Here is a 12,566-nt window from a genome sequence, read left to right as displayed (position 1 = left end):
GCCTCGCCCCCATGAAAAACACCATGCCCGGCGGCGATGCAGTGGCTTGCGGCCGTGGCGGCGGCGCGCTTGAATGGCGCATGGACCCCGAGCGCTTTCACCGCTTTGCCGACTTCTACCCCTACTACCTGCGCGAGCACGGCGACCGCCGCAACCGGCGGCTGCACTTCATCGGCTCGACGCTGGTGCTGCTGTGCCTGTGGCGGCTGGTGACCACCGGCCACCCCGTCTGGCTGCTGAACGGCCTGCTGTGTGGCTACGGCTTCGCGTGGATAGGCCACTTCTTCTTCGAGAAGAACCGGCCGGCCACGTTCAAGTACCCGCTCTACAGCTTCATGGGCGACTGGGTCATGTACCGCGACATCTGGATCGGCCGCATCAAGCTGTAGCCGCTCAGTTGCGCCAGGCCACCCCGACGGCGGCGGTCGAACCGCCCGGCCGCTGCACCAGTGGGCTGTCCGCCGCCGGGCCCAGCAGGCGGCTGGTGCCGGCGCCGCCGAACACGAACCAGTGCTTGCCCAGCGCATGCTTGAAGTTGACGCCGAAGTGCGCGCCGCGCAGCCCCGCGCCCGGTTCGTAGGCGGGCAGGCCAGTGTCAGTCGCCGCTGCGGCCGGCACGCCGTAGTAGCTGCGCAGGTTGCGGGCATCGGCCGCCGACACGCCGAGGCCGGCGGTCCACTCGGTCTCGGCGCTGCGGTAGAAGCGCCAGCCCAGGTCGAGCCCGGCCGTCAGACCGCCCTGGCGGCCCAGCACGTCCTGAGACAGCGAGGCGCCGAGGTTCCAGTCCGGCGCGAGGCTGTAATTGGCGTAAAGCCGGGCCCGCAGCGTGCGCCTCACGTCGGGCAGGCCTCGCGTCGTGCGGGCATCGCCGCTGTCACGGCCGCTGTCGATGCGCAGCGACAGGCCCAGCCGCCATTTCTCGCCCTTCAGCAGTTGCGTGCTGGCCCCCGCGCCCGCGCTCTCGCGCCCGAAACCCAACAGCGCGCTGCCGCCCGACGTGGTGATCCGAAAACGCCCCAGCTTGGCGGCCCAGACGGGCTTGATGCGCACGCGTTGTCGGCTGGCGCCGTCGTACTCGGGGCCGACGGTCAACGACGCGCCCAGCAGGTAGCGCGTCTTCTCGTCCGGGTCGTCGTCCGGCGCTGGCGCCGCCTGCGCCAGCGCCATGGCGGCGGTCAGCAGGGTGGGCAGGACGATGCGCATGAGGCCCAGGCTAACAGTGCGTGGGCGCCGGGTCTTGTCAGACGGCGCTCAATCCCGTGCCAGATTCAACAGCATGTCGTCGACCAAGGCGTCGAGGTCGTAGCGGAGCGCCCAGCCCCAGTCGGCCTGCGCGGCGGCATCGTCAATGCGCTGCGGCCAGCTGGCGGCGATGGCCTGGCGGAAGTCGGGCACGCAGTCCATCGTGAACTGCGGCAGCTGGCGGCGGATGCTGGCGGCGATCTGCTCGGGCGTGAAGCTGACGCCGGCCAGGTTGTAGCTGCCGCGCTGCTTGATCTGCTCGGCCGGCGCATGCATCAGCTCGATCGTGGCGCGCAGCGCGTCGGGCATGTACATCATCGGCAAGGCCTGGCCTGCTTCGAGGAAGCAGGTGTAACGGCCTTCCTTCAGTGCCGAATGGAAAATCTCGACGGCGTAGTCCGTCGTGCCGCCGCCCGGCGGCGTCTTCCAGCTGATCAGGCCGGGGTAGCGCAGGCTGCGCACGTCCACGCCGTGCTTGGCGTGGTACCAGGCACACCAGCGTTCGCCGGCCAGCTTGGAGATGCCGTAAACCGTCGTCGGGTCCATCACGGTCGTCTGCGGCGTGTCGACGGCCGGCGTGTTGGGGCCAAAGGCGGCAATCGAGCTGGGCCAGAAGATGCGGTCCAGCTTCTCGTGCCGGGCCAGCTCCAGCACGTTGAGCAAGCCTTTCATGTTCAGGTCCCAGGCCCACATCGGGTGCTTCTCGCCGTTGGCCGAGAGGGCGGCGGCGAGGTGGTAGATCTGGGTAATCTTGTGGCGCTTGACGATGGTTGCCAGCGCGCCGGCGTCGGTCACGTCCAGCGTCTCGTGGTGCAGCGTCGGCACGCGACCCTTGGGCGACAGGTCGCTGGTGATGACGGCGTCATTGCCATGCAGCTGTGCGAGTTCAAAAGCCAGCTCGGTGCCGATCTGGCCGTTGGCGCCAATGATGAGGATGCGCGTCATTTGACGAGCCCCAGTTCACGGCCGGCTTGCGTGAACGCCGCGACGGCCTTTTCCAGATGCTCGCGTTCATGCACCGCCGAGATCTGCACGCGGATGCGCGCCTGGCCCTTGGGCACGACGGGGAAGAAAAAGCCCACCGCGTAGATGCCCAGCTCCAGGATGCGCTTGGACAGCGCCTGCGCCTTCACCGCGTCGTAGATCATGATTGGCACGATGGGGTGGGTGCCGGGCTTGATCTCGAAACCGGCGGCCTGGATGGCGTCGCGGAACCAGGCGGTGTTGGCTTCCAGCTTGTCGCGCAGCGCGGTGGAGCCTTCCAGCAGGTCCAGCACGGCCAGCGACGCGCCGGCGATGCTGGGCGCCAGCGTATTGCTGAAGAGATAGGGCCGCGAACGTTGGCGCAGCAGCTCGACGACTTCCTTACGCGCCGCCGTGAAGCCGCCACTCGCACCGCCCAGCGCCTTGCCGAAAGTGCCGGTGATGATGTCGATCTTGCCGAACACGCCCCGGTGCTCGTGCGTGCCGCGGCCGGTCTTGCCCATGAAGCCGGACGCATGGCATTCGTCGATGCCCAGCAGCGCGTCGTAGCGGTCGCAGAGCACGCGGATCTTGTCGAGCTGGGCGATGGTGCCGTCCATGCTGAACACGCCGTCGGTGAAGACCAGCGTGTGGCGCGCGCCCTTGGCCTTCGCTTCCCTCAGGCAGCGCTCCAGGTCGTCGAGGTTGTTGTGCTCGTAGCGCCAGCGTTGCGCCTTGCACAGGCGGATGCCGTCGATGATGGAGGCGTGGTTGAGCGCGTCGCTGATGATGGCGTCCTGCTCGCCAAGCAGCGGTTCGAACAAGCCGCCGTTGGCGTCGAAGGCGGCGGCGTAGAGGATGGCGTCCTCGCAGCCGACGAAGCGGGCGATGCGCGCTTCGAGTTCCTTGTGCACGTCCTGCGTGCCGCAGATGAAGCGCACCGACGACAGGCCGAAGCCATGCGTGCGCAGCGCCTCGTGCGCCGCCTCAATCACCTGCGGGTGCGACGACAACCCGAGGTAGTTGTTGGCACACAGGTTGATGACCTCGCGGCCATCGGTCGTCTGCACGACGGCGCCCTGGGGCGTGGTGATGATGCGCTCGGCCTTGTAGAGGCCGGCGGCGCGGATGCCGTCCAGTTCGGACTGCAGGTGTTGGTAGAAGGCTTGGCTCATGGCGCAGCTCCTGGTGCACAATTCGGTAGCGAACATGTTCGATATATCGAACATGTGTTCAGTATCTGAAAAACGTACAGCCGAGTCAAGCATGAACATGGACACCGAACCGCCGCGCGTCGGCGCCGCGCTGCAAGCCCTGCGCGCCAGCCGTGGCCTGTCGCTGGATGATCTCTCCAAGCGGGCCGGCGTGAGCAAGTCCATGTTGTCGCAGATCGAGCGCAACCAGGCCAACCCCACGGTCGCCGTGGTGTGGCGGCTGGCGAACGCGCTGGGTGTTGAGATGGGCGAACTGCTGGGCGGCGAGCGGGCGGCCACGCCGGCCATCGAGACGGTGCCGGCCCATGCCACGCCCGGGCTCACCAGCCCGGACGGCCTGTGCAAGCTGCGCATCCTGGGCCCCATCGAGCTGGCGGGTCAGTTCGAGTGGTACGAGCTGAGCGTGCAGGCCGGCGGCTTGCTGGATTCACATGCGCATGAGCCGGGTTCGCGCGAGCACCTCAGCGTGCTGACGGGCAGCCTGGAGGTGACGGCGCAAGGCGTGACGAGTCGCCTCAAGGCCGGTGAGACGGCCCGTTATGCGGTGGACGGACCGCATGCCATCCGCAACGTGGGCAAGTCGGCCGCGACGGCGCTGCTGGTGGTGCTTCATCCGTAGACTGCAGCTTCCATCACGGAGACCTGCATGAGCATCTCGCGCCGCGCGACCCTGGCGACACTCGCCACCCTGCCCTTCGCCACACAGGCGCAGGACAAGCCCATCCGGCTGCTGGTGGGCTTCCCCGCCGGTGGCGGCACCGACGCCATCGCGCGGCTGCTGGGCGAGGCGCTGCAGGTGTCGCTGGGCACGACGGTCATCGTCGAGAACAAGCCCGGCGCCGGCGGCCAGATCGCCGCCCAGGCGCTGAAGGCTGCGCCGCCCGACGGCACGACGCTGTTCATCAGCCATGACCACACCATCTCCATCCTGCCGCTGGTGCTGAAGAACCCCGGTTTCGACCCCGCCAAGGACTTCGTGCCAGTGGCCGGCTTCGCGACCTTCGCCAACGCCATCGCGCTGTCGGGCGGCACGCCGGCAACCAGCCTGCCCGACTACCTCGCCTGGGTGAAAAAGCAGGGCGGCCAGGGCAATGTCGGCGTGCCGGCACCGGCCTCGGTGCCGGAGTTCCTCGTCAAGCTGCTGGGCGAGAAGAACGGGCTGAACCTGCTGAGCGTTCCCTACCGTGGCAGCGCGCCCATGGTGGCCGAGATGCTGGGCAACCAGATCAGCGCCGGCGTGGGCTCGGTGCCCGACCTCATCACCCAGCACCAGCAGAAGAAGCTGCGCATCGTGGCCGTCATGGGCCAGCAGCGCCAGGGCGTGCTGCCGGAGGTGCCGACGTTTTCGGAGCTGGGCATCGGCGGCTTCGAGGACCTGCCGTACTACGGCCTGTTCGCGCCGGCCAGCACGGCGCCGGCGGTGGTGGAGCGGTTCTCCAACGCGCTGGCCGGCGTCATCGCGCAGCCAGTGGTGAAGGCGCGGTTGACCGAGCTGGGCTTGTCGGTGGGCATGATGAATTCGGCCCAGCTCGCGGCGCGCGAGCGCGCCTACTCGGCGACCTGGGCGCGCATCATCAAGGCCGGGGGCTTTCAGCCTCAGTAGGCTTCGCAGCCCCTAGCAACTGGTCCAGCGTCAGCCGCGACCAGCCACCCTGCACCCACAGGTTGCCAAGCAGCCCGCGCCGCTCGGCCAGGAAGGCGGCGATCAGCGGCTCGGCCGGCGTGCGCTCCGGCGCACACAGCAGCACCAGGCGCTGGGCGCCCTCTTCCTCAAGCAGGCCTATCCAGTCCATGGCGAGCAGCTTGTCGAGGATGGGCGCCAGTTGCAACGGGTCCACCCGCAAGGCGCGCGCCAGCCCCAGGTGCGACAGGCCGCTGTGACCGGCATCGCGCGAGCGCCACAGCTCGCGCAGCACCTCCAGCGCCAGTGCCATCGGCTGGCCCGGCACATGAGGCCGCAGGTGCAGCCGCCCGGTCAGGCTGGGCGTGTTGGCCGCCAGGATGGCACCCAGCAGCACGATGACCCAGCCCAGGTAGACCCAGACCAGGAAAACCGGCACGGTGGCGAACGCGCCGTACAGCGTCGAGTAGGTCGGCACCTTCTTCACATACCAGGCCAGCAGCGTCTTCGCCAGCGCAAAGCCGATGGACACGAAGACACCACCCAGCAGCGCATGGCGCCAGCGCACATGCGTGTTGGGCACGTAATGGAAGAGCCCGGCGATGGCCAGACCCAACAGCGCGATGTCGGCGCCGCCCAGCAGCGTGGACAGGCTGGCGGGCATCTTGCCGATGACGCCCTGGCCGGCGCTGACGGCGTAGCTCGTCAGCGTCAGGCTGCCGCCCAGCAGCAGCGGGCCCAGCGTCAGCGCGGCCCAGTAGACGAGCACGCGCTGCGCCATGGGCCTGGGTCGCTGCACGCGCCAGATGGCGTTGAGCGTGCGGTCGATGGTGAGCATCAACGCCAGCGCGGTGACCCCCAGCACAACCAGGCCCACGACGCCCAGCCGGTTGGCCTTGGCGGCGAACTGCGTCAGCGAGGCCAGCACCGGCTTGGCGATGTTGGGCGGAATGAGGCTCTTCAGAAAGTACTGCTCCAGCGCCGACTGGAAGCTCGAGAACATCGGGAAGGCCGTGAAGATGGCCAGCATCACCGTCAGCAGCGGCACCAGTGAAATGAGCGTCGTGAACGTGAGGCTGCCGGCGGTGAGGCCCAGCTTCTCCTCGCGGAAGCGTTGGCGGAAGGTGTGCAGCGTCTGCAGCCAGGGCCAGGCGAGCAGGTCGGTGATGAAGTTGCGGGCGAAGGCGATCGGGTTGCGGGCCAGCGGGGCGTCGATTTCTTCTGGTGCGGCTGGCGGGACAGGGGACGAAGACATGGCTTCTATGATGCCGCAGCTATGTCCCCTGCCCTCGAAAGAACCGAACCCCGCGCGAACGAACGTCTGTCGCGCAACGTCGCCTTTGGCGCCACCGTCGCGCTGATCCTGCTGTGCCTGGCCTGGGAGCTGTGGCTTGCCCCCACCGGCCGCGGCACGCTGGCCGTGAAGGCGCTGCCGCTGCTGGCGGCGCCGCTGGGGCTGTGGCGCTATCGCATGTACACCTACCGCTGGGTGGCGCTGCTGATCTGGCTCTACGTGCTGGAAGGCCTGGTGCGCGCCACGAGCGAAGGCGGCCCGGGCCAGTGGCTGGCGCTGGGCGAGGTGATCCTGGGCGTGGTCGTCTTCGTCGCCTGCACGGCGCAGATCCGCCTGCGGCTGGCTGCGGCGAAACCTGCATGAGTGCCTTCCTCGACGCGCTGCGCGAGCGGCTCGGCGAGGCGGGCCTGCTGGTGGGCGGCGATCTGGTGGCCTACGAGAACGACTGGCGCAAGCGCTACGTGGGCCGCGCGCTGGCCGTGGCGCGGCCGGCGTCGACCGACGAAGTGGCAGCCGTGATGCGGCTGTGCCACGAGCACCGCGTGGCCGTCGTGCCGCAGGGCGGCAACACCGGCCTGGTGGGCGGTTCGACGCCGGACGACAGTGGCCGCCAGCTCGTGCTGAGTCTGTCACGCATGAAGCGCGTGCGCGGCATCGACGTGGCCAATGCCAGCCTGACGGCCGAGGCCGGCTGCGTGCTGGCCGAGGTGCAGGCGGCGGCGGCCGGCGCGGGCATGCTGTTCCCGCTCAGCCTGGCGGCCGAGGGCTCTTGCACGCTAGGTGGCAACCTGGCGACCAATGCCGGCGGCACGCAGGTGCTGCGTTATGGCAATGCGCGTGAGCTGTGCCTGGGGCTGGAAGTGGTCACCGCGGCGGGCGAGATCTGGCACGGGCTGTCGGGCCTGCGCAAGGACAACACGGGCTATGACCTGCGCGATCTCTTCATCGGCAGCGAGGGCACGCTGGGCGTCATCACGGCCGCGACGATGAAGCTGTATCCCCAACCCAAAGACCGTTTGACGGCGCTGGCTGCCTGCGCGTCGCTGGACGACGCAGTCGCGCTGCTGGGCCTGGCGCGCGAGCGCGCGGGCGATGCGCTGACCGGCTTTGAGGTAATGAGCCGAGCTTCCCTCACGCTGGTGGCGCGTGAGCTGCCACAGCTGGCCCAGCCGCTGGGCGCGGCCGAATGGACGGTGCTGCTGGAGCTGTCCGACGCCGAAAGCGCCGAGCATGCGCGGGGCGTGTTAGAAGGCCTGCTGGAAGCAGCCATCGAGCGCGGCTGCGTGCAGGATGCGGCCATCGCGCAGAACCTGCAGCAGGCGAAAGCCTTCTGGCACCTGCGCGAATCCATCCCGCTGGCCCAGGCGCAGGCGGGGCTGAACATCAAGCACGACATCTCGCTGCCGGTGTCCGCCATTCCCGGTTTCGTCGCCGAGATGGACGCGGTGCTGGCCGCCTATCTGAACGGCATCGAAGTCATCAACTTCGGCCACCTCGGCGACGGCAACCTGCACTACAACGTGCAGGCGCCGACCGGCGCTAACCCGGCCGAGTTCCTGGCCACGCACGAGACGGCGATCAACGAACGGGTCTACGACGCCGTCCAGAAGCGCGGCGGATCGATCTCGGCAGAGCACGGCATCGGCCGGCTCAAGCGCGAGGAGCTCAGCCGCCGCAAGGACCCGACGGCCCTCGCGCTGATGCGCTCAATCAAGCGGGCACTGGACCCGCTGGACCTGCTCAACCCTGGGCGGGTGCTTTGAAAGCGAAGCCCAGCGTCAGCCACTGCAGCAGCGTGGCGGGACGGCGGACGACGCGCATGACCATCCGGAACACGAAGCGCACCAGCACCAGCGTCAGCACCGCCTCGACCAGCGTCATGACGAAGGCACCCACGACCGTGAAGCGCGGTTCGCGGCGGTGGAACTTGGCGATGGCGCGGTCGCGAGCGATCTCGATGCTGTCGTAGAAGCTCGGCACCACCAGCAGCGTCAGGACGGTCGACGTGATCGTGCCGCCGATGATGGCCACGGCCATCGGGCGGTAGAACTCGCCGCCCTCGCCGATGCCGATGGCCACCGGCAACATGCCCGCGATCAGCGCCAGCGTCGTCATCAGGATGGGTCGAAAGCGCTTGCGGCCCGCGTGCATCAGCGCCTCCTCGCGGTCGATGCCGGCCCTCTCCTCCTGGCGCGTGGCGTCCAGCAGCAGGATGGCGTTCTTGGCCACCAGGCCCATCAGCATGATGACGCCGATGAGGCTCATCAGGTTGAGCGTGCCGCCGGTCATGATCAGCGCCAGCACGACGCCGATCAGCGAGAGCGGCAACGACAGCATGACGCCCAGCGGCGCCGTGAAGCTGTTGAACTGGATGACGAGCACGAAGTACATCAACGCGATGCCCGACAGCAGTGCCGTGATCATGGCCGTGAAGACGACCTCCTGGTCGCGCGCCGAGCCGGCCAGCTCGATGCCAAAGCCGGGCGGGAAGTTGATGGCCTTGGCCAGCTTCTGCGCCTCGGCCGTGATCTCACCCGGCGAGCGGCCCTGGGCGTTGGCACTGACGGTGATGGTGCGCTTGCCGTTGCCATGCTGGATCTGGCCCGGGCCCTTGCCCATCGTCACGGTGGCGATCTGGTCCAGCGGCACCATGCGGTTGGTGCCGGTGACGGTGATGGGCAGGCGCTCGATGTTGGCAGCATCCACACGGTCGGCCGGGTGCAAGCGCACCGCCACGTCGCGGGCCTCGCCGGTCGGGTCGATCCAGTCGCCCACCTCGACGCCGGCGAAGGCCACGCGCAGCGCCTGGGCCGCGTCGTTGACCGAGATGCCCATCTGGTTGGCCAGGCTGCGGTCCAGCTCGATCTGCAGCTCGTTCTGCGGGTCCTGCTCGGAGTAGCCCACGTCGACCGCGCCCTTGACGCCGCGCAGCGTCGTCACGAACTGCTGCGTGATCTCCTGCAGCTTGCGCGAGTCGGCGCCGTAGAAGCGGATCTGCACTGGCTTCTGCGCGCCGTTGTTCAGGTCGTCGAGCACGACGTACTCGGCGCCCACCAGGCGGCCGACGCGCTCGCGCAGGATCTTGGCCACGTCGGTGGCGGAGCGCTGGCGATCGGTGCTCTTGCCGATGTCGACATAGATGCGGCCACCCGCGGCATTGGGATAGGCCGTGGTCGCCTTGGTCTCGGGCATGGTCGAGGCCAGGGCCGCAGCGGCGTCGAGCTTGAGCTTGGAATACTCCAGGCTGCTGGACGCCGGCGCGCGCACGTCGATGACGAGGAAGCCAGCATCGGCCTGCGGCAGGAAGCTGGAGCCACCAAACTTGATCTGCAAGCCGATGGCGCCAACGAAGCTCAGCACCGCGAACGCGGCCATCCAGCGGCGGTGGTGCAGCGCCCAGGCGATGACATGGCCGTAGCCGTCGGAGATGCTGTCGAACCAGACGTTGAAGCGGTGCAGCAGCTTGCTGATGCCCTTCTTGGGCTGCTCGTGGTAGCCCGGGGGGTCACCCCAGTAGGCCGACAGCATGGGGTCGAGCGTGAAGCTGATCAGCAGCGAGACGATGACGGACGCGACGACGGTCAGCGCGAAGGGCTTGAACCACTGGCCGGGGCCGTTGCCCATGAAGGCGACCGGCACGAAGACCGCGACGATGGCGAAGGTGGTGGCCGCCACGGCCAGGCCGATCTCGGCCGTGCCCTCGCGCGCGGCGGTGACGCGGTCGCTGCCGCGCTCCATGTGCCGGACGATGTTCTCCCGCACGACGATGGCGTCGTCGATGAGCACGCCGATGGCCAAGCTGAGGCCCAGCAGGCTCATGAAGTTCAGCGAGAAGCCCAGCAGCCAGACGGCGATGAAGGCGGCCAGCACCGAGGTGGGCAGCGACAGCGCGGTGATCAGTGTGGAGCGCCAGCTGTTCAGGAAGGCGTAGACGACGAAGATGGTCAGGCCGGCGCCGAACACCAGCGCATGCATGACGTTGTAGAGGCTGTTCTCCGCGTCCTCGCCGCCGTCCTGCGTGATCTCCAGCGTCGTGCCCTTGGGCAGCTCCTTCTCGACTTCCTTGACGAGCTTGCGCGCGTCGTTGGCGACGCTGACCGTCGAGCTGTCGCGCGAGCGCGTGATGGAGATGCCGACGTTCGGGCGGCCGTTGCGCAGGCTGTAGCCGCTCATCTCGGCGAATCCGTCCTTGACCTCGGCGACCTGGCCCAGGCGGATGACCGTGCCTGCGCTGCGCTTGATGATCATCTGCTCGAACTCGGCCGGGCTTTCCAGCCGGCCCAGCAGGCGGATGCTCTGGTCCTCCAGCTCGCCGCGTACCTTGCCAACCGGCGCGGTCGTGTTCTGGGCGCGCACGGCATTCGTCACCTCGGTGACCGAGACGCCGAACTCGCGCAGCTTCTCGGCGCGCAGCAGGATGGACAGCTCACGCCGCAGCGCACCGTTGACGTTGACGACCGCCACACCGGTGATGCCGCGGAAGCGCTCGGCGAGCTGGTCTTCGGCCAGGCGGCTGAGCTGGGCATGCGTCAGCGTCGTGCTGGACAGCGACAGCTGCAGGATGGGCTGGGCGCCGGGGTCGGCCCGGTTGATGATGGGTTCGCGGATCTCGGTGGGCAGCTTGTAGCGCACCGAGGCGATGGCATTGCGCACCTCGTCGGCGGCCTCGATCATGTTCTTCGAGAAGTCGAAGACCAGCACGATGGTGGCGCTGCCTTCGCGCGACGTGGAGTTGCTTTGGTCGACGCCGGAGATGCTCTGCAGCGCCTTCTCGATGCGGTTGACGACCTCGCGCTCCACCGTCTCGGGTGAGGCACCGGGATACGGAATGTTGATGACGAGCACCGGCGGCTCGACCTCGGGGAACTGGTTGACCTTGAGCTTGGACAGCGCCAGCAGGCCCACCAGCATCAACCCGATGACCAGGACGACGGTCGCGACGGGTTTGTTGATGCTGAAGTTGGAGAGGAACATGCTGCCTCCTGGGGTTACTTGCTGGCAGCGGCGGCCGCAGGAACAGCGGAGGCCGCGCCGGCACCGGACGCGACGCGTTGCACCGGCGCGCCATCGACCAGGCTGCCCGTGGGTGCGCGCAACACCTGGTCACCCATGGCCAGGCCCGAGGCGATTACGACTTCGCCGCGGCGGTCGTCGCGCTCGCCCAGCGTGACCGCCACCTTCTTCAGCTGGTTGCCGGCGACCTTCCAGACGAAGGCGCTGTCGCCCTGGCGGACGATCGAGCTTTCCGCCAGCACCAGCGCGCGGCGGTCGGCGCTTTCGACGCGGCCTTCGGCATAGAGGCCCGAGACCTGCGGCGCCTTGGCTTTGTCGTCGAACTCGGCAACGAGTTCGACCTGACGGGTTGTCGGGTTGGCGGCCGCGTCGATGCGGGCCAGCTTGCCGCGGAACTCGGCGTCACCAAAGCCGTTGATGCGGAAGGCCACCGGCTGACCCAGCTTCAGCTCGCCGAGGCGGTCGGCCGAGACCTGGCCTTCGAAGCGCATGGAGGCCGGGTCGATGACCTTGACCAGCTCGCGGCCGACCTGGACGGTGTCGCCGACGGAGATCTTGCGTTCGCTGACGACACCATTGAATGGTGCACGCACCTCGGTGCGCGAGACCTGCTGGCGCGCGGTGACGGCACGGGACTTGGCGGCAGCCAGTTCGCTCTGGGCGGCATTGCGGCGCACCTCGGCGTCTTCCAGGCCTTGCATGGAGATCATGCCCTGCTGGTTCAGCGTGCGCTGGCGGGCCAGCACGCGCTCGGTCTGCTCGAAGTTCTGCTGCGCGGCGCGCAGCGCCTCGTCGGCGGAGGTGAGGCTGTCGCGAATGGCCGTGGCGTCCAGGCGGATGAGTAGATCGCCCGCGCGCACGCGCTCGCCGTTGTCCTTGGCCACCTGCAGCACGACGGCCGCGACCTCGGCACGCAGGTCGGCGCGGCGGGCCGGCTGGATGGCACCGTTGATGACGGGTGCACCGATCAGGCCGCTCTGCCCCACCTGACGCAGATCCTCCGGTGCCAGCAGCAGCGGCGCAGCCGGCTTGGGCGACGCCGCCTTGGCCTCATCGGGCTTGCCGCCCTTGCCGCAGGCGGTGAGGGCCAAGGCCAGCGTCAGAGCGGTGAGGATCGGCGTTGCGCGAATCATGGAAAGACCTTCTTGTGAGGACGTGGGCAGACGAAAAAACGCTTGAGCTTAACGGCCTGATACAGCGCCGCCAGAGGTCATGTACG

11 protein-coding genes are annotated in these 12,566 nt (G+C 68.5%); 5 read left to right on the top strand and 6 right to left on the bottom strand.

Translation table 11 applies throughout. From position 1 onward, the window contains the following. The first annotated feature begins 80 nt into the window (after window positions 1-80). Window positions 81-389 (top strand): Mpo1-like protein, encoded by a 309-nt coding sequence (locus ACG00Y_RS15600; RefSeq protein WP_394480632.1) that lies wholly within the window; start codon window positions 81-83, stop codon window positions 387-389. A gap of 4 nt (window positions 390-393) precedes the next feature. Here the strand turns inward: ACG00Y_RS15600 and ACG00Y_RS15595 are convergent, their stop codons facing one another. Genes ACG00Y_RS15595 through kbl form a run of 3 tightly spaced genes read right to left on the bottom strand, consistent with a single transcriptional unit; the run spans window position 394 to window position 3,380 of the window. Beyond that, entirely contained in the window at window positions 394-1,203 is an 810-nt protein-coding gene (locus ACG00Y_RS15595; protein WP_394480348.1) for a MipA/OmpV family protein, read from the bottom strand. 48 nt (window positions 1,204-1,251) lie between these two features. Beyond that, the gene (locus ACG00Y_RS15590) at window positions 1,252-2,187 is read right to left on the bottom strand and encodes an NAD-dependent epimerase/dehydratase family protein (RefSeq protein ID WP_394480346.1); all 936 of its coding nucleotides are present in this window, start codon (window positions 2,185-2,187) and stop codon (window positions 1,252-1,254) included. Beyond that, window positions 2,184-3,380: a glycine C-acetyltransferase gene (gene kbl, locus ACG00Y_RS15585; protein ID WP_394480344.1), complete on the bottom strand. Its 1,197-nt coding sequence runs from the start codon at window positions 3,378-3,380 to the stop codon at window positions 2,184-2,186. The genes ACG00Y_RS15590 and kbl overlap by 4 nt, the downstream gene beginning before the upstream one ends. Before the next feature lie 91 nt (window positions 3,381-3,471). Here kbl and ACG00Y_RS15580 point away from each other — a divergent pair, with 91 nt between their 5' ends. Both ACG00Y_RS15580 and ACG00Y_RS15575 read left to right on the top strand, forming a co-directional pair. Beyond that, entirely contained in the window at window positions 3,472-4,038 is a 567-nt protein-coding gene (locus ACG00Y_RS15580; protein WP_394480342.1) for a helix-turn-helix domain-containing protein, read from the top strand. A 27-nt stretch (window positions 4,039-4,065) separates the two neighbouring features. Next, window positions 4,066-5,022, top strand: coding sequence for a Bug family tripartite tricarboxylate transporter substrate binding protein (locus ACG00Y_RS15575; RefSeq protein ID WP_394480340.1), 957 nt, complete (start codon window positions 4,066-4,068; stop codon window positions 5,020-5,022). Here the strand turns inward: ACG00Y_RS15575 and ACG00Y_RS15570 are convergent. After that, window positions 4,994-6,295 carry a YihY family inner membrane protein gene (locus tag ACG00Y_RS15570; RefSeq protein WP_394480338.1) on the bottom strand — a complete coding sequence of 434 codons (1,302 nt, stop codon included), beginning with the start codon at window positions 6,293-6,295 and terminating at the stop codon, window positions 4,994-4,996. The two genes, ACG00Y_RS15575 and ACG00Y_RS15570, sit on opposite strands and share 29 nt — an antisense overlap. A gap of 21 nt (window positions 6,296-6,316) precedes the next feature. On the opposite strand from ACG00Y_RS15570, the gene ACG00Y_RS15565 reads away from it, so the two are divergent. Together ACG00Y_RS15565 and ACG00Y_RS15560 are read left to right on the top strand one after the other, a co-directional pair. Next, window positions 6,317-6,697: a DUF2069 domain-containing protein gene (locus ACG00Y_RS15565; RefSeq protein WP_394480337.1), complete on the top strand. Its 381-nt coding sequence runs from the start codon at window positions 6,317-6,319 to the stop codon at window positions 6,695-6,697. Next, window positions 6,694-8,097, top strand: coding sequence for an FAD-binding oxidoreductase (locus ACG00Y_RS15560; RefSeq protein ID WP_394480335.1), 1,404 nt, complete (start codon window positions 6,694-6,696; stop codon window positions 8,095-8,097). The genes ACG00Y_RS15565 and ACG00Y_RS15560 overlap by 4 nt, the downstream gene beginning before the upstream one ends. On the opposite strand, the gene ACG00Y_RS15555 is transcribed toward ACG00Y_RS15560, so the two are convergent. Together ACG00Y_RS15555 and ACG00Y_RS15550 are read right to left on the bottom strand one after the other, a co-directional pair. Next, on the bottom strand, window positions 8,075-11,308 hold the full coding sequence (locus ACG00Y_RS15555) for an efflux RND transporter permease subunit (RefSeq protein ID WP_394480333.1): 3,234 nt from the start codon (window positions 11,306-11,308) through the stop codon (window positions 8,075-8,077). The genes ACG00Y_RS15560 and ACG00Y_RS15555 overlap by 23 nt on opposite strands. A 14-nt stretch (window positions 11,309-11,322) precedes the next feature. Continuing rightward, window positions 11,323-12,480, bottom strand: a complete 1,158-nt coding sequence (locus ACG00Y_RS15550; protein ID WP_394480331.1) for an efflux RND transporter periplasmic adaptor subunit — start codon at window positions 12,478-12,480, stop codon at window positions 11,323-11,325. Window positions 12,481-12,566 lie beyond the last annotated feature (86 nt).

Origin of the sequence: Pelomonas parva (genome assembly GCF_043555835.1) — a bacterium.
GTDB classification, from domain to species: domain Bacteria; phylum Pseudomonadota; class Gammaproteobacteria; order Burkholderiales; family Burkholderiaceae_C; genus Pelomonas; species Pelomonas parva.
The sequence above is the reverse complement of the archived record's forward strand: the minus strand, read 5'-3'. Positions and strand labels throughout refer to the sequence as shown.

Excerpts from the sequence above, each read along its gene's own strand:
- kbl (WP_394480344.1), bottom strand. The coding sequence starts at position 3,380 with ATGAGCCAAGCCTTCTACCAACACCTGCAGTCCGAACTGGACGGCATC.
- ACG00Y_RS15590 (WP_394480346.1), bottom strand. The coding sequence starts at position 2,187 with ATGACGCGCATCCTCATCATTGGCGCCAACGGCCAGATCGGCACCGAG.
- ACG00Y_RS15555 (WP_394480333.1), bottom strand. The coding sequence starts at position 11,308 with ATGTTCCTCTCCAACTTCAGCATCAACAAACCCGTCGCGACCGTCGTC.
- ACG00Y_RS15580 (WP_394480342.1), top strand. The coding sequence starts at position 3,472 with ATGAACATGGACACCGAACCGCCGCGCGTCGGCGCCGCGCTGCAAGCC.
- ACG00Y_RS15550 (WP_394480331.1), bottom strand. The coding sequence starts at position 12,480 with ATGATTCGCGCAACGCCGATCCTCACCGCTCTGACGCTGGCCTTGGCC.
- ACG00Y_RS15560 (WP_394480335.1), top strand. The coding sequence starts at position 6,694 with ATGAGTGCCTTCCTCGACGCGCTGCGCGAGCGGCTCGGCGAGGCGGGC.
- ACG00Y_RS15595 (WP_394480348.1), bottom strand. The coding sequence starts at position 1,203 with ATGCGCATCGTCCTGCCCACCCTGCTGACCGCCGCCATGGCGCTGGCG.
- ACG00Y_RS15570 (WP_394480338.1), bottom strand. The coding sequence starts at position 6,295 with ATGTCTTCGTCCCCTGTCCCGCCAGCCGCACCAGAAGAAATCGACGCC.
- ACG00Y_RS15565 (WP_394480337.1), top strand. The coding sequence starts at position 6,317 with ATGTCCCCTGCCCTCGAAAGAACCGAACCCCGCGCGAACGAACGTCTG.
- ACG00Y_RS15575 (WP_394480340.1), top strand. The coding sequence starts at position 4,066 with ATGAGCATCTCGCGCCGCGCGACCCTGGCGACACTCGCCACCCTGCCC.
- ACG00Y_RS15600 (WP_394480632.1), top strand. The coding sequence starts at position 81 with ATGGACCCCGAGCGCTTTCACCGCTTTGCCGACTTCTACCCCTACTAC.